This window comes from Photobacterium sp. GB-72 (genome assembly GCF_003026095.1).
Lineage (GTDB): Bacteria > Pseudomonadota > Gammaproteobacteria > Enterobacterales > Vibrionaceae > Photobacterium.
Genome location: NZ_PYNV01000002.1, coordinates 269,533 through 287,949, shown reverse-complemented (window position 1 = coordinate 287,949; position 18,417 = coordinate 269,533). Strand labels below are relative to the sequence as shown.

Below are 18,417 nucleotides of genomic sequence, written 5' to 3'. Positions count from 1 at the left end.
CTGATGCTATTTAGAGGCAAATGTAACTACATTTTCTTAAATAGTAGAGAACCGTTAGTACCACCAAAACCAAATGAGTTACACAATGCGTACTCTAGATTTGCTTGGCGGGCTTCACCTGGAACATAGTCAAGATCACAACCTTCACCTGGATTATCCAAGTTAATTGTTGGTGGAACCACTTGATCTACTAAGCTTAGAATAGTGATGATTGATTCTACAGAACCTGCAGCACCCAATAGATGACCTGTCATTGATTTTGTTGAAGAAACCATAACGTTATCAACTGCGCTACCCATAGCACGCTTGATACCTAATGTTTCAGCAACGTCACCTGCTGGTGTCGATGTGCCATGCGCATTAATATAGCTAATTTGGTCTGCATTAATACCCGCATCACGGATACATGCTTCCATTGCTAGCGCGCCACCTGAACCATCTGCACTTGGTGAAGTCATGTGGTAAGCGTCACCACTCATACCAAAGCCTACAAGCTCAGCATAAATTTTAGCGCCACGTGCTTTTGCGTGTTCATACTCTTCTAGCACGATAACACCCGCACCATCACCTAGTACGAAACCGTCGCGATCTTGGTCCCATGGACGAGAAGCCGCTTGAGGATCGTCGTTACGCGTAGATAGTGCTTTTGCTGCTGCGAAACCGCCCATACCTAATGGCGTTGATGCTTTTTCTGCACCACCAGCAACCATCGCATCTGCATCGCCGTAAGCGATCATACGCGCTGCATGACCAATGTTATGAAGGCCAGTCGTACATGCGGTAGAGATTGCGATATTTGGACCACGTAGACCGTACATGATAGACATGTGTCCAGCGATCATATTTACAATTGTTGAAGGAACAAAGAACGGGCTAATTTTGCGCGGACCTTTTTCCATTAAAGCTTGATGGCCAACTTCAATTAGACCTAAGCCACCAATACCAGAACCGATAGCAACGCCAATGCGTGCTGCATTTTCTTCAGTAACTTCAATACCTGAATCTTTGAAAGCTTGTACGCCAGCAGCAATGCCATACTGAATGAATAAATCCATTTTGCGTGCATCTTTCTTGGACATGTAATCTTCGCAATTGAAGTCTTTGATCATGCCGGCAAATTGAGTAGCAAATGCGCTTGCATCAAAATGTTGGATAGTACTAATACCACTAGTGCCTGACTGTAAAGCTTTCCAAGAAGATTCAACAGAATTACCAACCGGGGTAAGCATACCCATGCCAGTTACAACTACACGACGCTTAGACACGATTAATTTCTCCGGGAATTGAGGATAAAACAGGAAATTAAAAAAAAACAGGCGGTCATAAAGACCGCCTGGATATATTCATTTTTATATTACTGTGCGCTGTTTACGTAGTCGATTGCAGCTTGAACAGTAGTAATTTTTTCAGCTTCTTCGTCTGGAATCTCTGTATCGAATTCTTCTTCAAGTGCCATTACTAGTTCAACTGTATCTAGTGAGTCTGCACCTAGATCGTCAACGAAAGATGATTCGTTTTTAACTTCAGCTTCGTCTACGCCTAGTTGCTCAACGATGATTTTTTTTACGCGTTCTTCGATGTTGCTCATACTAATATATTTCCTTAACAAGAATTCGCTAATGCGATTTGCTGTAGTTTATTCATTACGACAAAAGTTGCAACACTCATAGTGCTGGTCAAACCACGATTTTATCATAAAACTAGGTCAGTTTGACTTGCGTCATTAAGTATTGCAAATCTTTTGATTAAATCATGTACATACCGCCGTTAACGTGCAAAGTTTCGCCCGTTACGTAAGCAGCATCATCTGAGGCTAAAAATGCAACCGCTGCTGCAATTTCGCGCGGATCACCTAAACGACCAGCAGGTACATTTGCAAGTGTTGCTGCTCGTTGGTCATCATTTAACGCTTTAGTCATATCTGTTTCGATAAAACCTGGAGCGACTGCGTTAACTGTAATACCACGAGAAGCTACCTCGCGTGCCATGGATTTTGTGAAACCTAATAGGCCAGCTTTTGCTGCTGCGTAGTTCGTTTGACCCGCATTACCCATAGTACCCACAACAGAGCCAATACTGATGATACGACCATTACGTTTTTTCATCATTGCACGCAGTACCGCTTTAGAAAGGCGGAAGATAGATGTTAGGTTCGTATCAAGGATATCTTGCCATTCATCATCTTTCATGCGCATCAATAGATTATCACGAGTGATACCAGCATTGTTCACCAAAATGTCAACATCGCCAAAATCTGCTTTAATCTGTTTTAAAACTGATTCAATAGACTCAGGTGACGTCACATTTAGAGCAAGACCTTTACCTTTATCACCAAGATATGCACTGATAGCTTCAGCACCACTTTCAGATGTTGCAGTACCAATAACTGTTGCGCCACGCTCTACTAAAATTTCAGCAATTGCACGGCCGATACCACGGCTTGCACCTGTAACTAGTGCAACTTTACCTTCCAGGCTCATTGTAAATCCTCTTTAAAGCTTAATGACTACTTAGCCACAGCCGCTTCTAATGAAGCAATATCATTAACTGCAGCACCGCTAAGTGCGCGATCAATACGCTTGGTTAGACCAGTTAATACTTTACCAGGCCCCATTTCTAATAATTCTTCGATACCTTCAGCAGCCATGCGCTCAACTGATTCAGTCCAACGTACCGGGCTGTATAGCTGTTTAACAAGTGCAAACTTGATTGCTGCAGGATCAGTTTCTGTTGCCACGTCAGCATTGTTAATAACAGGTACAGACGGTGCATTAAATGCGATAGTTTCTAATGCTACTGCAAGTTTATCCGCCGCAGGTTTCATCAATGCGCAGTGAGAAGGCACAGATACAGGAAGAGGAAGTGCACGTTTAGCGCCCGCTTCTTTACATAATACGTTTGCACGCTCTACCGCTTCTTTATTACCCGCAATAACAACTTGACCTGGTGAGTTGAAGTTGACAGGAGAACAAACTTCACCTTGTGCCGCTTCCTCACATGCTTTCGCAATTGCATCGTTATCAAGGCCGATAATTGCAGACATAGCACCAACACCAGCCGGTACTGCTTCCTGCATAAGTTGGCCGCGTAGCTCAACCAGTTTAACCGCTGCTTTAAAATCGATAACACCAGCACATACGAGTGCTGAGTATTCACCTAGGCTGTGACCTGCAAGAACCGTTGGTTGTTCACCACCTTGCTGCTGCCATACACGCCAGATTGCAACAGATGCTGTTAACAATGCAGGCTGAGTGCGTTGTGTTTGGTTTAAATCTTCTGCTGGACCGTTTTGAACTAACGCCCAAAGATCGTAACCTAGCGCATCAGATGCCTCAGAGAACGTTTCTTTAACCACATCAAATTGTTCTGCTAATTCAGCTAGCATACCAACGGTTTGAGAGCCCTGACCTGGGAAAACAATCGCGAACTTAGACATTCGAGAATCCTTCTTTATTGACTAATCATTAGTCGATTAATATGCATTAAAACTAATATATTGCTTATTAGTTTTAATGCACTAAAAATAAAAGCAAATCAGTAATGTTTAATCACTTGATTAAAACTTCACTAATGCTGAGCCCCAAGTAAAACCGCCACCAAACGCTTCGAGTAATAATGTTTGACCGCGTTGAATACGGCCATCACGAACCGCTTCATCTAATGCTGTTGGGACTGTTGCAGCCGACGTATTACCATGACGATCAAGCGTAACCACAACTTGATCCATCGACATTGATAATTTTTTCGCCGTCGCTGAGATAATACGCATATTTGCTTGGTGAGGTACAAGCCAATCTAACTCAGACTTATCCATGTTATTTTCAGCCAGCGTACTTTTCACTAAGTTCGATAACTGGGTTACCGCTACTTTAAAGACTTCGTTACCTGCCATGTAAAGCCACTTGTTAGCATCAAAATCTTTACCATATTCTGGTACTGCGAGACTTAATAAACCACCAAAATGGCCATCAGCATATAAATGCGTTGAAATAATGCCAGGCTCTTCACTCGCACCAATCACAACCGCACCCGCCGCATCACCAAATAAAATAATGGTTGAGCGATCCTCTGGATCACAGCAATGAGAAAGTGCATCAGAACCGATAACAAGTACATTTTTCGCCATACCCGTTTTGATATGCTGATCAGCAACACTTAACGCATAAACAAAGCCTGTACATGCCGCTGATAAATCAAATGCAGGACAGCCTTTAATATCTAGCATACCTTGCACTTGGCAAGCTGCTGATGGAAATGTGTGACTGGCGCTAGAGGTGGCAACAATGATCAGATCGATATCTTCTTTATCAATCCCCGCCATCTCAATTGCCTTTAACGAGGCTTGGTAGCCCATTACGGCAACAGTTTCATCTTCAGACGAAATACGGCGCTCACGAATACCTGTTCGTGTCACAATCCACTCATCGCTTGTTTCTACCATTTTTTCTAAGTCCGCATTCGAGCGTACTTGTTGTGGCAGGTAGCTGCCAGTTCCTAGAATTTTGCTATTCATGAAGACTAATAGTGCCTCTCGAGTAGGACCTCTTCTAAACGGTCACTGATTTTATTCGGTATTTGTCGTTTAACTTCGTAAACCGCTTCGCTTATCGCGTTGGCAAAAGCGACAGTATCAGCACTTCCATGGCTTTTCACCACAATACCGCGCAATCCTAACAGACTTGCACCGTTATACTGGTCGGGGTTCAACTGTTGCAAGCCTTCAAAGAGCTCACTAAACAGCCATTTAGCAATAATGCGTCGAATAGGGTTACGACCTATTGCATGTTTTATCCGTTCAATAAATAAGTTTGCGACCCCTTCACTGGTCTTTAAACTCACATTTCCAACGAAACCATCACACACAATAACATCGGCTTTATCTGAATAAAGTTGGTGACCTTCAACGTAGCCAACATAATTGATATCCGGAGATTGAATCAACATTTCAGCACAACGTTTAACCAAATCATTACCTTTGATCTCTTCTTCACCAATATTTAATAATGCGACACGCGGTGTAGTACCTAAGGTTTGTTCAGCAAGAACAGAGCCCATAACTGCAAACTGGAATAAAGTATCAGCATCACAAGACACATTCGCGCCAAGATCAAGGAGCCATGTTGGATTTGCACCACGATTGGGTATCGCTGAAATTAATGCAGGACGCTCAACCCCCGGAAGTTGTTTCAACACAAAGCGTGATAATGCCATGAGGGCGCCAGTATTACCGGCACTGACACATGCATCTGCTTGGCCTGCTGCAACTGCATCTAATGCCATACGCATAGATGAGCCTTTACTATGTCGAAGGGCTTGTGATGGGCGTGTTTCGTTAGCGATAACGGTATCGCAATGCACGATCGTTAGCCTAGGATGGTTAAGCTTATTAAGGAGAGTTAACTGCGCAGTGATTGCACTTAGATCACCAAAAAGAATAAGTTTGAGCTCAGGCGAATGCAACAGTGCCTGCACGGCGGCAGGCACTGTTACTTGAGGACCGAAATCCCCGCCCATTGCATCAAGTGCAACGGTAAGACCCATCAAGGTTCAACCTTACTTGTTGATAACCTTGCGGCCACGGTAGAAACCGTCAGCTGTCACGTGGTGACGTAGGTGAGTCTCACCAGATGCTTTATCTACAGAAACTGCTGCTGTAGTTAGGGCATCGTGTGAACGACGCATACCACGTGCTGCACGTGATTTTTTGCTCTTTTGTACGGCCATTAACCCTACTCCTGTTAAATTTAACTCTTAAGATTTTTCAATACTGCAAACGGATTCGGACGCTCATCAGCAACGGGGATCTCACCAAAAGACATGTTCTTCGAGCCAATTTTACAATCAGCATCGTCGTGCATTGCGACTTGTGGTAATTCCAGAATCAATTCGTCTTCAACAAGTTGAATCAGGTTGATCTCGCCATTTTCGTCGACGATTGTCGGCTCATAGGCTTCCGGTAACTCATCTACGGCTTCTTCGTTGCGAACCGGACTATAACAGAATTCCACATGAATATGGTGTGGAAATTCTCCCTGACATCGCTGGCAGGTCAACATCACGTCTACATCTGCGATACCGCGGATGAAAGGAATACGACGTTGGTCAAGGTCAAAAGACAAGTTGACGTTTGCATCACTTATTACGCTCTGGGTTGATTCAGCTAGGCGAGACAAAAGATCGGCTTTGATGATGCCATCATAATCGAGTCTTTTTTGTGCTGTACGTACTGGATCTACCTTTAGCGGCAATTTTACCTTTTGCATAGGGCGCGAATATTAGCCTTATAGTCTGTTTGAGTCAAAGGAAATGTGTGTGATTTAACAGCTTTTGACCAATTCTCATGCTGTGATGAAAATTACAAAACGCTTCGACACCACATCTCAGTAATAAAAGTTTAAATGTCTGCTACTCAATCACTTGATCGTGTCGGAACAATCGATGAAATAACACCCAATATAACGCACAAAGCAACTAACATAGCCGTATGATCATATGCAGTCGCTGTCAATAACTCACATATATTTTGATCAATATAAGTCTCGTCATTGGCCACGTTGGGGATCTAACAAATTATGCGGAACATACACCGAATTGTGGAATGAAACAACCGTAATACAACAATCTCAATTCAATATAATCCTAATAAAAGTTGCAGCAATCATAGTGAAACTTGCTATATCATTGCTGTATTAAAATTCATTCTAGATGTGTAGAACATTGTTATGACACAACCATTATTACTGGCATCAACCTCCCCTTACCGAAAAATGCTACTCGAAAAGTTAGCGATCCCTTTTGAAACAGCAAGCCCTGAAACTGATGAGACGGCATTAGCCACAGAATCTGCCCAAGAGTTAGTCTGTCGACTTGCACAATTAAAAGCCAAAGCTTGTGCCAGCACTTACCCAGATTCTCTTATTATAGGATCAGATCAAGTTTGTGTGATTGATGGGAAAATCTTAGGCAAACCCCATACTGAAGAAAATGCTTGTAAGCAATTACAAGCCGCAAGTGGAAAAACCATTACCTTTTACACAGGGCTATGTGTTTACAATGCAAAAACACAATCAACACAAGTCATTTGTGAACCTTTTCATGTTCACTTTAAAACACTTACGCCACAACAAATTGAAAATTACGTGAGGAAAGAGCAACCTTTGTATTGTGCAGGGAGTTTTAAAAGTGAAGGTTTAGGAATTGCACTATTTGATAAACTTGAAGGGCGTGACCCTAACACGCTCGTAGGATTACCTTTAATTGCATTAACTGAGATGTTAGCTAATGAGGGCGTTTCGGTCTTATAAGACTTACTCACTAACATTCGTGAAAAAAAAGTCGTGCAAAACAAAAGGCGAGACGATTTCCTCGCCTTTCACTTTGGTTACATTTGACGTAGCTTTTCCAAACAACGTTCTAAAACCGGTTCCATTGGCGCGCTAATATCCATCGCTTCATCCGTACTTGGATGCGTAAATTTGATATTTGCAGCATGAAGGAACAAACGCCCTAAACCTGTTTTTTTAGTGTAAGCATCAAAACGTGGATCACCATATCGATCATCCCAAGCAATAGGATGGCCTTCATACTGACAATGCACACGGATCTGATGCGTACGACCCGTTACAGGGCTAGCTTGTACCAATGTTGCCTGTGAGAATCGCTCTAATACTTTAAAACGCGTATCGGATGCTTTACCTTGTGGGTTAACACGTACAATGCTGTTTACTTCATTTTTTAACAAAGGTGCAGTGACTTTTCGGCAATTCGCTTTCCATTCCCCCATTACTAAAGCGAAGTAATATTTCTGCACCGTTTTATTTCTAAATTGCTCTTGCAATTGACGAAGAGCTGAACGCTTCTTTGCCACTAACAAAATGCCCGAGGTATCACGGTCAATTCGGTGAACGAGTTCCAAAAATCGCGCATCAGGGCGTAACGCTCGTAATGCTTCAATAGCCCCAAATTTTAAGCCACTGCCGCCATGAACTGCTGTCCCTGATGGTTTATTCAGAATTAACATATGATCATCTTCATAGATGATGCAATGCTCTAATTCAGCGACTTTATTCAACTTGGTACTGACTGGCGCTTGTTCTTCTTTTTCAGGAACAAAAACCGGCGGTACGCGTACTAGATCACCATCCTGCAATTTATATTCAGGTTTAATACGTTTTTTGTTTACTCGCACCTCGCCTTTACGCAAAATGCGGTAAATCATACTTTTTGGTACGTTTTTAAGCCTAGCGCGGAGAAAATTATCAATCCGCTGGCCTGCAAAGTCATCGCTAATGTCGATGAATTGCACTTTAGGTTTATCTTCTGTCATAGGTTTGATTGTATCATGCAAATAAAGCAGATTGCCGCAAAAAAGTGAGCCTGCTATCATTGTGTGCTGAGGTAGGTTTTTTTGTCTACTTCATTGACAAGATGAGCATATAATCATCTTTATGGCTATTTTTTATACAACTCAGATAATCAACGCAGCAAATGGCGTAAGACGTTAGGGTTATCGGAGTTTTTTTTAGTGCGTCAAATTACATTTTTTTTTGATGTGACAGATACAACCACTTCAATGTGGTGATACCAGCTGTATTTTTTAGATCTAACCATCTCACATACAGTTGGCTGATAAGTGTGGCCAGAAAGCACTCCTGCATTCCAACCGTGAGGTTGCAACCGTACATCAGACTTGGAGTCCGGCGCCATCAAAAAACAGATGTAACTAGCGTACTAATACAACGACAATAAATGAGTACAATATAATGAAAAGAATGTTGATTAACGCAACTCAGAAGGAAGAGTTGCGCGTCGCATTAGTTGATGGCCAAAAGCTATTTGATCTTGATATCGAAAGCCCTGGTCACGAATCTAAAAAAGCAAATATCTACAAAGGCCGCATCACACGCATCGAACCAAGTCTGGAAGCAGCGTTCGTTGATTATGGTGCTGAGCGTCATGGTTTCCTTCCTCTTAAAGAAGTTGCGAAAGATTACTTCCCTGCCAATTATTCTTACCAAGGTCGTCCTAATATCAAGGAAGTCCTAAAAGAAGGCCAAGAAGTTATCGTTCAAGTTGATAAAGAAGAACGCGGAAACAAAGGCGCAGCCCTTACTACTTTTATCTCTCTAGCTGGCAGTTATCTTGTTTTAATGCCTAACAACCCTCGTGCTGGCGGTATTTCTCGCCGTATCGAAGGTGAAGAGCGTACCCAACTTAAAGCTGCATTAAGCACATTAGACTTACCCCAAGGTATGGGTCTGATTGTACGTACAGCTGGTGTGGGTAAATCAGGTGAAGAGCTTGAGTGGGATTTAAACGTTCTACTAAACCACTGGAATGCAGTAAAAGAAGCAGCCGATTCACAATCAGCTCCGTTTCTTATTCACCAAGAAAGTAATGTGATTGTTCGTGCAATCCGCGATTATTTACGTCGTGACATCGGTGAAATTCTTATCGATAGCCCGAAAATTTTTGACCGCGCACGTGATCATATTAAATTAATTCGTCCTGATTTCTTGTCTCGCGTGAAGCGTTACGAGGGGGAAGTTCCACTATTTAGCCACTACCAAATTGAAAGCCAAATTGACTCTGCGTTCCAGCGCGAAGTTCGTTTACCTTCAGGTGGCTCTGTTGTTATTGATCCAACAGAAGCATTAACGTCTATCGATATCAACTCTGCTCGCGCAACGAAGGGCGGCGATATTGAAGAAACAGCATTACAGACAAACTTAGAAGCTGCTGATGAAATTGCGCGTCAATTACGTCTACGTGACTTAGGTGGTCTGGTTGTTATCGATTTTATTGATATGACACCTGTTCGCCACCAACGTGAAGTTGAAAACCGTTTACGTGAAGCTGTTCGTATGGATCGCGCACGAGTTCAAATCGGTCGAATCTCACGTTTTGGTCTACTTGAAATGTCTCGTCAACGTTTAAGCCCTTCTCTTGCAGAAGCAAGCCACCATGTTTGTCCTCGTTGTTCAGGTACTGGTGTTGTACGTGACAATGAATCACTATCACTATCAATCTTACGACTGATTGAAGAAGAAGCGCTTAAAGATAACAGCTCACAAGTACTTGCTATTGTACCTGTACCTGTTGCCTCGTACCTTTTAAACGAGAAGCGTCGATCAGTTCAACACATTGAAAAGTATCATGGTGTACGTGTTGTTATCGTTCCTAACTCTGATATGGAAACGCCGCACTTTGAAGTTCTGCGTATTCGTGAAGGTGAAGAGCAAGACACCCTTTCTTACCATATTCCGAAAACGTTAGAAGCGTTAAAAGAAGCAGAAGCCATTGAAGCACCACAACCTGAGCGCGTCATCAAAAAGCGTGAAGAGCCAATACTTCAAGGGTTCACTGCACCAAAACAACCAGCACCTGTTGCAACGCCTGCCACTAAGCCGACACCAAAAGTAACGGCTAAGCCTGCCACTGCATCAGCCAATAAACCTGGTCTGTTGAGCCGCTTCTTCTCTGTATTAGCGTCATTCTTCTCTGGTAGCCCTGAACAGCAACAAGAGAAACCTGTTGAAGCAAAAACAGAACAAAACAACAATCAAAATAATCGTCGCAACAATAATCGTCGCAACGATCGTTCTGACAACCGTCGTAATAACCGTGACAACAGTCGTGATAACAACCGTCGTAATAACCGTGACAACAGTCGTGATAACAACGATGTTGAGAACAATGACGAGCGTCAAGAACGTAATAACGAGCAACGCCAAAATCGTCGCCGCAATGACCGTAATGACAAAAACCGTCAACAGCAAAACGATAAGGCTGCCAAAGCTCCTCGCCAAAACCGTAATAACGATGAAGTGAAAGAGCAGAAGCGTCAGTCTCGTAAAGAAGAAATTCAAGCGCAAAAACAGCAACGTCAACAACAAGACGAGCAAACAGCAAAAGCAACAACTGAACAGCCTGTTGATGCACAACGTGATAGCGAAGAAAAAGCGGTAAAAGTGAAACAACGCCGCCAGCGTCGTCAACTTCGTAAAAAAGTACGTATCACAGATAATGTTGAAAAATCAGTTGAACAACAAAATGCAACCGTTGATGCTGTCGAAAAAGTTGAAGCTGTTGAAACTGCTGTAGAGCAAACACCATCACCATTAATGGCATTGGGAACTAGCATTGCTAAAGAAGCACAAGACAAACCTGAACAAACTCAGGGTGTGACTGACGAGCAAGCTGATAATGAAGAGCAAGAAGGCACTCAACGCCGTAATCGCCGCTCACCACGTCACTTACGTGCAAGTGGTCAACGCCGTCGCCGTATGCGTGATACACGCGTAGAGAAATCTGACTTTGTTACCAATGAAGAAGCAAATGCTATTGAGCAGGCAGCTATTGATGCTGCTGATAGTATTAGCGAGATGGTCAATGTTGTTTCTATCGTTGAGAAACCAAAAACAATGCGTCCTACTTCAGGGGTTGCAATTCCTGAAATGGCAATGGGCAAAGTTTGGTCTCGTATCAAACCAGCCGTTGAAGCACCTGTTGAGAAAAACATCACAGAAGAGAAAGTCGATGCTGCAGATGTGATTGATGAAGTTGAAACAAATGACATCATCATTAATGCACCAGTAGTAGAAGCTAAATCTGAAGTAGTTGCAGTTGAAACAACGACACTTTCTGGTGTTGCTATTCCTGAAATGGCGATGGGTAAAGTCTTCCCACGCTTTACAGCAGAAGAAACAACAGTAGAAATAAAGTCTGAGCCTGCTGAAGAACAAGTGATCGAGCAACCTATTATTGTCGAAGAAGTCGCAGCTCCGGTGATCAAAACAGAAGAGACAGTTGAAATGAAATCACCTGTAACTCCAGTTGTTGATTTACCTGCTGTAGCAACGGCGGTAATGGCAACCTCACCTCGTGGTTTCCATGCTGCTTCTGCAATGACAAAAGCGCCAGCACCTGAAGAGCATGTTTCAGGCTCTGTTGTTCAAGCGGCACCATTACGCGAGCGTACCAATACACGTGCAGCGGGTAGCCAAACAGCAACAAACAGTGCTACAGCACCAATGACTAAACCCTCTTTTGACTAAAAGTTAAGTTTAGCAATGAAAAAGCCATGCTCTTGCATGGCTTTTTTTATTATCTAATTATGAGTCAAAACCAGCGCACTTTATGTTTAATAATTACATATAGCTCTAATTTTTCACTTGTAAGCGGAGTAAATGCCGTTATTAGCCAACAAAAGTTGAAGCTAATTACAACTTTCTGTAGCATTCTGTTAACCAAAATGCGCTTTAAATACAGCAAATAATAGAAGAATCCTCAACTAACATGTTAGATTTTCCCCAAAAAACTCATCAATCCGTCAAGAACGACGTACTTTCAGGTTTAACCGTTGCACTTGCACTGGTTCCTGAAGCCGTTGCTTTCGCATTCGTTGCTGGCGTTGACCCGATGGTTGGCTTATACGCAGCCTTCATTGTCGGTTTAATTACTGCCGTTTTCGGTGGTCGCCCAGGTATGATTTCTGGTGCTACAGGTGCAATGGCCGTTGTGATGGTTAGCCTTGTTGCCCAGCACGGTATTCAATATCTTTTTGCTGCCGTCATGCTTGCAGGTTTACTTCAGATCCTAGCGGGGGTGTTCCGTCTTGGTAAATTTATTCGAATGGTTCCTCACCCTGTCATGATCGGTTTTGTTAACGGTCTTGCGATTGTAATTTTCTTAGCTCAGTTAGGTCAGTTCAAAGTTCCGGCTCTTAATGGTGGCTTAGAATGGATGCACGGCACACAGCTTTACATCATGTTAGGCTTGGTTGCGTTAACCATGTTTATCATTCATTTTTTACCAAAACTAACTAAAGCAGTTCCCTCTTCACTTGTTGCCATTTTAACTGTTACAGCATTAGTTCATGTCTTAGGTTTAGACTCTCGCACTGTCGTCGATTTTGTTCGTACCATGAGTGGTGACGCAAATGCAACACTGGCAGGCTCTTTACCAACATTCGCTTTACCGGATGTTGGCTTTAACCTAGAAACCCTAAAAATTATTTTGCCTTACTCATTAATCCTTGCTGCGGTTGGTTTAATCGAATCATTACTAACGCTAACTGTGATTGATGAAATGACAAATACACGTGGTCATGGTAACCGTGAGTGTGTTGGTCAAGGTGTTGCAAACGTTACTTGTTCAGTATTCGGTGCGATGGGTGGTTGTGCCATGATTGGTCAATCAATGATCAATATTAACTCAGGTGGTCGTGGTCGTTTATCCGGTATTACAGCAGCCATTGGCCTTCTACTGTTCATCTTATTCGGTTCATCATTTATTGAAATGATCCCACTTGCTGCGCTTGTTGGCGTAATGTTTATGGTTGTGATCGGGACGTTTGAATGGGCAAGTTTCAAAATGATGCGTAAAGTGCCAAAGCACGATTTCTTTACCATTATCTTAGTAACTTGCGTGACGGTAATTGCAGATCTCGCGGTTGCTGTACTTGTCGGTGTTATTTACTCTGCACTCGTATTTGCTTGGAATCACGCTAAAGAAATTTATGCCGCAAGCCACATTGATGATAATGGTGCAAAAGTTTACCAAGTAAATGGTCCACTTTTCTTTGGTTCAGTATCACATTTTCTTGAGTTATTTGATGCTCAAAATGATCCAAAAGAAGTGATCATTGATTTTGCTAAATCACGTGTTGCCGATCATTCCGCTATCGAAGCGATAGATACGATTGCAGAACGTTATGCTAATCGTAATAAAACCATTCATTTGCGTCACTTAAGCCCTGAGTGCAGTAAGCTGCTGAAAAAAGCAGGAACGTTGGTTGAAGTGAATGTTCTTGAAGATCCAACCTATAAAGTTGCTTCTGACGTACTCGGCTAAGAGATATTAACAAGCCCACTGACAAGGTGGGCTTTTTTCTACCTGTAGATCATATTTTACGTTTGTTTTTCTCATTCCGGCTCCCCTTATGTCAGGTTTTCTGAAACAATCACTGTATTAAGTGATTAATATTTCAAACATTCGGCAAAGGATTCGCACTGTGTTTACCATTTATCCTGTAGATAAAACTCAATCTGTCCACATTAAAAAACGCATTGATAATAAAACGAAGCCCATTGGTGCGTTAGGCCAATTAGAACCACTTGCTGAACAACTCGCATTAATACAACAAAGCGATAGACTGACCATCGATAATCCTCATCTACTTATTTTCGCGGCAGATCATGGCATTTCACAACATGGAATAAGTATTGCTTCCGCAGAAGTCACCACCCAAATGGTCCATAATTTTTTAGCCGGCGGTGCGGCAGCGAACTGTTTTTGTCATAGCAATAATATGGCGCTTAAAATTGTTGACGCCGGGATTTTAGGCGATGTTAATGACCATCCAGATTTAATCAGACAGCCATTAGGCAAAGGCACTCAAGATTTTACCACTCAGAATGCAATGTCGCTTGATACCGTGCAACAAGGAATATCCGCAGGAGCGAGCGTTGTTGATTCGCTGCATCAATCAGGTACCAACCTTGTTGCGTTTGGGGAAATGGGGATAGGCAATACCAGTAGTGCTGCCGCAATTATGGCATTGCTGCTTAATCTTCCTGCTGATGCATGCACAGGGCATGGTACAGGTATTGATGACAGCCAATATCAAAAAAAATTAGCGCTTATTCGTCTTGCCTGCAAACATCACTATAGTGCGACAGGCGATCCGTTAAAAGTGTTATCCGCTGTTGGTGGGTTTGAAGTTGCACAAATCACAGGCGGTATACTACAAGCGGCTGAAAACCGAATGATTGTATTGGTTGATGGCTTCATTGTAACAGCAGCAGCCTTGCTGGCTGTTGCAATTAACCCTAATGTTATCGATTACCTTGTTTTCTGTCATCATTCAGAGGAAGCCGGACATCATCGTATGCTTCAACATCTTAATGCCTCGCCATTACTTAACTTAGGCTTACGTTTAGGTGAAGGGACTGGTGCTGTATTAGCATTGCCTTTAATTAACGCTGCGTGTGCCTTTTACAATGATATGGCGAGTTTTGATGATGCAGGAGTTACTGTGTGAGCACCGATCATCAAACACAGAGCAAAGCATCACTCACGGAAAGTGGCTATCGATATCAATGGCAACTCTTTTTAGTCGCATTAGCCTTTTTCACTCGTATTCCTATACCAACCAGTACTCCATTTAGTACTGAGCGATTAAATCATGCCAATCGCTACTTTGGTGTTATTGGTCTTATTGTGGGAGCAATATGTAGCTTAATATACCTATTATTTATTCTGCTTTTTCCCCCTACAATTGCGATTGGTATTGCAATGATTTCAGGTCTGTTAATCACGGGAGCTTTCCATGAAGATGGACTGGCTGATGTATTTGACGGCTTTGGTGGTGGTTGGACGGTTGAATCAAAGCTCAACATAATGAAAGATTCTCGCCTAGGTACATATGGCGCTTCTGCACTAGTCATGGCATTAGGTTTAAAATGGATTGCACTGGTCTCATTGGCTGATATAAACCTCTACTTCCCTGTTTATGCCTTCATTGTTATTCATTGTATAAGCCGAGTCGCTGCAGCAAGTATTATCTTCTCTTACCCTTATGTTCGCGCAGATCAGGATAGTAAGGTTAAACCTTTAGCCAATCAGCAATCTTTACTCGATATTGGGATATTACTAACAACAGCAATACTAGTACTTTCAATATTACCGCTATCTCTTGCATTAAGTTGTCTTATAACAACCATCTTGATTCGCCAAAGTTGTGGCTATTGGTTCAACCATCAACTCGGTGGATATACCGGTGATTGTTTAGGAGCGACACAACAACTTGCAGAGATAGCCGGATACCTGACATTATTAACCTTTGCGAACCATTATCATTTTTAAGGATTTCAGATGATAGATACAACCAACAAGGATGATCGCCATAAGGCGCGTCAGCAAAAATTAAAAGAGCAAGTCGATGCTCGTATTGATGCCGCCCAACACGAAAAAGGACTGGTTCTGGTAATCACTGGCAATGGTAAAGGAAAATCTACTTCAGGGTTTGGCATGATTGCGCGAGCCGTCGGTCATGGTCAGCGCTGTGGTGTCGGACAATTTATAAAAGGCACATGGGATTGTGGTGAGCGTAATTTACTAGCGCAACACGGTGTCAACTTTGCAGTCATGGCGACTGGATTTACATGGGAAACCCAAAATAAAGCAGCCGATACCGCCGCTGCAAAAGAAACATGGCAACAATGTAAAGCAATGCTAGCTGATGATAGCTATGATGTTGTATTACTCGATGAGCTGACTTATATGATTACCTATGATTATATTGCGTTAGATGACGTAATTGAGGCTATAGAAAAGCGTCCTACAACACAATCGGTGATCATTACAGGACGAGCTGCACACCGACAATTACTCGAAATTGCCGATACTGTCTCAGAAGTGCGTAATGTTAAGCATGCCTTTGAAAGCGGAATAAAAGCGCGAAAAGGGATTGATTGGTAAATGCGAATAAGCCATTAAAAGTAATAAACCTTACTTTTAATGGCTAAATAACCAACAACCAATTAATTTTTTACATTTATTACTATCACAGAGTCTATAGCTTCATATAATAGCCACATGCTTATCAGCCAGTAATGCTATTTTTGGAGCAATTATGCCGTCCCATTTACCAAAAGCGTTTAGCAAACCTTTTCTTAAAATATTTCATACCTTAGAAGCCATTCTTTTGGTGGGGATAACACTTTCTACCGTCGTTGCCATGTTTAATGAATTTATACATGTCATCGTAGAGAGAAATATTCTACTAACGGACATTCTTTTAATGTTCATCTATTTGGAAATATTAGCCATGGTTCAACAATTTGTTGTTAATGGTAAAATTCCAGTTCGTTATCCTATCTATATTGCAATAATGGCGATTGCTCGCTACATCACCCTGGGAATGAAAGAATTAGATGGCACGGTTATTATTTGGCTATCGCTAGCTGCATTTGTGTTAGCTGCAGCAACAGTACTTATTCGTATCGGCCATCATTACTGGCCTTATGACACGCCAGAGGATCCAAGCAAAAAACAAGCAGATAGCTAATATTATAATTTGAATATCAAAAAGGCACTCTATCGTGCCTTTTCTCTATTGCTATCTTTTAAACTAATTAGCGTTTAAAGGTAACACGTTCTGTTTCATCTAAATGAATTTGCGTTTCTGCAGGTTGAGTTTGGGCGATCACTTTACCGTGACGCACTGAGTATTGAACTGGCACTTGGCGACGCACCGCATCAAAACCATTCTCTGCAGGTAAAACCAATAAACTGCCCGGCTTACCCACTTCAATGCCGTAATTATCTTGAATGTTTAAGGTGCGTGCTGAGTTTTTGCTGATCAAATCTAACGATTGATTGATTTGCTCATACCCCATCACTTGGCATACATGCAGACCCATATGAAGCACTTGTAGCATGTTGGCTGTACCTAGCGGATACCAAGGATCAAACACATCATCATGACCAAAGCATACGTTGATATCAGCCCCTAGCATCTCTTTAACACGTGTTACACCACGACGTTTAGGATAATCATCAAAACGCCCTTGTAGGTGAATATTCACTAATGGGTTAGCAACAAAGTTAATCCCTGACATACGTAATAAGCGGAACAAGCGTGATGCGTAAGCACCATTATAAGACCCCATTGCAGTGGTATGGCTTGCTGTGACTTTCTCGCCCATATTATATTTATGTGCCAGTGCGGCTACTGTTTCAACAAAACGTGACTGTTCATCATCAATTTCATCACAATGCACATCGATCAATCGATCATATTTACGTGCTAATTCAAACACGTAATGCAGCGATTCCACACCGTATTCACGAGTAAATTCAAAGTGTGGAATAGCACCGATAACATCAGCACCAAGTTGTACTGCTTGTTCAAGTAGCTCTTTACCGTTGGGGTAAGACAAAATCCCTTCTTGTGGGAAAGCGACAATCTGAATATCCACCCAAGGCTTCATTTCTTCACGTACTTCAAGCATCGCTTTTAATGCAATCAACGTCGGATCGGAAACATCCACATGAGTACGTACATGCTGAACACCGTTAGCGATTTGCCACTTCAAGGTCTGCTTAGCACGTGTTTTTACATCTTCAATCGAAAGTAACTGCTTACGCTCAGCCCAACGCTCAATGCCCTCGAATAAGGTTCCTGAAATATTCCAGCTCGGCTCACCTGCTGTTTGCGTGGTATCTAAATGAATATGTGGCTCACAAAATGGCGTTACCACTAAGCCACCAGCAGCATCTAGCGTCTCACCTTGGTGATCTGTGATGGTATGGTTATCTACAATTTGTGTAAAAACACCATTCTCAATCAGAATTTGCTTTAAGCCTGTTTCATTTTGCAACGTCGCATTATTAATCAATAAACTTGTCATC

Annotated in this window: 17 protein-coding genes; 7 read left to right on the top strand and 10 right to left on the bottom strand. The window is 42.3% G+C overall.

Annotation, left to right across the window (positions count from 1 at the left end; genetic code table 11):
* Positions 1 to 26 precede the first annotated feature (26 nt).
* The 8 genes from fabF to yceD all read right to left on the bottom strand — a co-directional run bounded on the left by fabF (position 27) and on the right by yceD (position 6,263).
* On the bottom strand, positions 27 to 1,265 hold the full coding sequence (fabF, locus tag C9J40_RS04575) for a beta-ketoacyl-ACP synthase II (RefSeq protein ID WP_107245922.1): 1,239 nt from the start codon (positions 1,263 to 1,265) through the stop codon (positions 27 to 29).
* Between the two features lie 89 nt (positions 1,266 to 1,354).
* Positions 1,355 to 1,588, bottom strand: coding sequence for an acyl carrier protein (acpP, locus tag C9J40_RS04570; RefSeq protein WP_005368712.1), 234 nt, complete (start codon positions 1,586 to 1,588; stop codon positions 1,355 to 1,357).
* A 157-nt stretch (positions 1,589 to 1,745) separates the two neighbouring features.
* Positions 1,746 to 2,480: a 3-oxoacyl-ACP reductase FabG gene (gene fabG / locus C9J40_RS04565; RefSeq protein WP_107206200.1), complete on the bottom strand. Its 735-nt coding sequence runs from the start codon at positions 2,478 to 2,480 to the stop codon at positions 1,746 to 1,748.
* Positions 2,481 to 2,506: 26 nt separating this feature from the next.
* Positions 2,507 to 3,436 carry an ACP S-malonyltransferase gene (gene fabD, locus C9J40_RS04560; RefSeq protein ID WP_107245920.1) on the bottom strand — a complete coding sequence of 310 codons (930 nt, stop codon included), beginning with the start codon at positions 3,434 to 3,436 and terminating at the stop codon, positions 2,507 to 2,509.
* A gap of 120 nt (positions 3,437 to 3,556) precedes the next feature.
* Positions 3,557 to 4,513 (bottom strand): beta-ketoacyl-ACP synthase III, encoded by a 957-nt coding sequence (locus tag C9J40_RS04555; protein ID WP_107206198.1) that lies wholly within the window; start codon positions 4,511 to 4,513, stop codon positions 3,557 to 3,559.
* 5 nt (positions 4,514 to 4,518) lie between these two features.
* On the bottom strand, positions 4,519 to 5,544 hold the full coding sequence (gene plsX, locus C9J40_RS04550; protein WP_199187011.1) for a phosphate acyltransferase PlsX: 1,026 nt from the start codon (positions 5,542 to 5,544) through the stop codon (positions 4,519 to 4,521).
* 9 nt (positions 5,545 to 5,553) lie between these two features.
* Entirely contained in the window at positions 5,554 to 5,724 is a 171-nt protein-coding gene (gene rpmF / locus C9J40_RS04545) for a 50S ribosomal protein L32 (RefSeq protein ID WP_005368719.1), read from the bottom strand.
* Positions 5,725 to 5,744: 20 nt separating this feature from the next.
* A complete protein-coding gene (yceD, locus tag C9J40_RS04540) occupies positions 5,745 to 6,263 on the bottom strand; it encodes a 23S rRNA accumulation protein YceD (protein WP_005368721.1) in 519 nt (172 codons plus the stop codon).
* Between the two features lie 459 nt (positions 6,264 to 6,722).
* Here yceD and C9J40_RS04535 point away from each other — a divergent pair, with 459 nt between their 5' ends.
* On the top strand, positions 6,723 to 7,304 hold the full coding sequence (locus C9J40_RS04535) for a nucleoside triphosphate pyrophosphatase (RefSeq protein WP_107206196.1): 582 nt from the start codon (positions 6,723 to 6,725) through the stop codon (positions 7,302 to 7,304).
* A 77-nt stretch (positions 7,305 to 7,381) separates the two neighbouring features.
* Here the strand turns inward: C9J40_RS04535 and rluC are convergent, their stop codons facing one another.
* A complete protein-coding gene (rluC, locus tag C9J40_RS04530; protein WP_107206469.1) occupies positions 7,382 to 8,326 on the bottom strand; it encodes a 23S rRNA pseudouridine(955/2504/2580) synthase RluC in 945 nt (314 codons plus the stop codon).
* A gap of 436 nt (positions 8,327 to 8,762) precedes the next feature.
* Between rluC and rne the strand changes: the two genes are divergently transcribed.
* The 6 genes from rne to C9J40_RS04500 all read left to right on the top strand — a co-directional run bounded on the left by rne (position 8,763) and on the right by C9J40_RS04500 (position 17,071).
* On the top strand, positions 8,763 to 12,056 hold the full coding sequence (gene rne, locus C9J40_RS04525) for a ribonuclease E (protein WP_107245919.1): 3,294 nt from the start codon (positions 8,763 to 8,765) through the stop codon (positions 12,054 to 12,056).
* 241 nt (positions 12,057 to 12,297) lie between these two features.
* Positions 12,298 to 13,854: a SulP family inorganic anion transporter gene (locus C9J40_RS04520; protein WP_107206194.1), complete on the top strand. Its 1,557-nt coding sequence runs from the start codon at positions 12,298 to 12,300 to the stop codon at positions 13,852 to 13,854.
* Between the two features lie 160 nt (positions 13,855 to 14,014).
* A complete protein-coding gene (gene cobT, locus C9J40_RS04515) occupies positions 14,015 to 15,043 on the top strand; it encodes a nicotinate-nucleotide--dimethylbenzimidazole phosphoribosyltransferase (protein WP_107245917.1) in 1,029 nt (342 codons plus the stop codon).
* Positions 15,040 to 15,867, top strand: coding sequence for an adenosylcobinamide-GDP ribazoletransferase (locus C9J40_RS04510; protein ID WP_107245916.1), 828 nt, complete (start codon positions 15,040 to 15,042; stop codon positions 15,865 to 15,867). Before cobT ends, C9J40_RS04510 begins: the two co-directional genes overlap by 4 nt.
* 9 nt (positions 15,868 to 15,876) lie before the next feature.
* The gene (gene cobO, locus C9J40_RS04505; protein ID WP_107206191.1) at positions 15,877 to 16,482 is read left to right on the top strand and encodes a cob(I)yrinic acid a,c-diamide adenosyltransferase; all 606 of its coding nucleotides are present in this window, start codon (positions 15,877 to 15,879) and stop codon (positions 16,480 to 16,482) included.
* Positions 16,483 to 16,636: 154 nt separating this feature from the next.
* Positions 16,637 to 17,071, top strand: a complete 435-nt coding sequence (locus C9J40_RS04500; RefSeq protein WP_107206190.1) for a phosphate-starvation-inducible protein PsiE — start codon at positions 16,637 to 16,639, stop codon at positions 17,069 to 17,071.
* Positions 17,072 to 17,138: 67 nt separating this feature from the next.
* On the opposite strand, the gene C9J40_RS04495 is transcribed toward C9J40_RS04500, so the two are convergent.
* On the bottom strand, positions 17,139 to 18,416 hold the full coding sequence (locus tag C9J40_RS04495) for a cytosine deaminase (RefSeq protein WP_107245914.1): 1,278 nt from the start codon (positions 18,414 to 18,416) through the stop codon (positions 17,139 to 17,141).
* Position 18,417 lies beyond the last annotated feature (1 nt).

Excerpts from the sequence above, each read along its gene's own strand:
- acpP (WP_005368712.1), bottom strand. The coding sequence starts at position 1,588 with ATGAGCAACATCGAAGAACGCGTAAAAAAAATCATCGTTGAGCAACTA.
- fabG (WP_107206200.1), bottom strand. The coding sequence starts at position 2,480 with ATGAGCCTGGAAGGTAAAGTTGCACTAGTTACAGGTGCAAGCCGTGGT.
- fabD (WP_107245920.1), bottom strand. The coding sequence starts at position 3,436 with ATGTCTAAGTTCGCGATTGTTTTCCCAGGTCAGGGCTCTCAAACCGTT.
- C9J40_RS04555 (WP_107206198.1), bottom strand. The coding sequence starts at position 4,513 with ATGAATAGCAAAATTCTAGGAACTGGCAGCTACCTGCCACAACAAGTA.
- rpmF (WP_005368719.1), bottom strand. The coding sequence starts at position 5,724 with ATGGCCGTACAAAAGAGCAAAAAATCACGTGCAGCACGTGGTATGCGT.
- yceD (WP_005368721.1), bottom strand. The coding sequence starts at position 6,263 with ATGCAAAAGGTAAAATTGCCGCTAAAGGTAGATCCAGTACGTACAGCA.
- C9J40_RS04535 (WP_107206196.1), top strand. The coding sequence starts at position 6,723 with ATGACACAACCATTATTACTGGCATCAACCTCCCCTTACCGAAAAATG.
- rluC (WP_107206469.1), bottom strand. The coding sequence starts at position 8,326 with ATGACAGAAGATAAACCTAAAGTGCAATTCATCGACATTAGCGATGAC.
- rne (WP_107245919.1), top strand. The coding sequence starts at position 8,763 with ATGAAAAGAATGTTGATTAACGCAACTCAGAAGGAAGAGTTGCGCGTC.
- C9J40_RS04520 (WP_107206194.1), top strand. The coding sequence starts at position 12,298 with ATGTTAGATTTTCCCCAAAAAACTCATCAATCCGTCAAGAACGACGTA.
- cobO (WP_107206191.1), top strand. The coding sequence starts at position 15,877 with ATGATAGATACAACCAACAAGGATGATCGCCATAAGGCGCGTCAGCAA.
- C9J40_RS04500 (WP_107206190.1), top strand. The coding sequence starts at position 16,637 with ATGCCGTCCCATTTACCAAAAGCGTTTAGCAAACCTTTTCTTAAAATA.
- C9J40_RS04495 (WP_107245914.1), bottom strand. The coding sequence starts at position 18,416 with ATGACAAGTTTATTGATTAATAATGCGACGTTGCAAAATGAAACAGGC.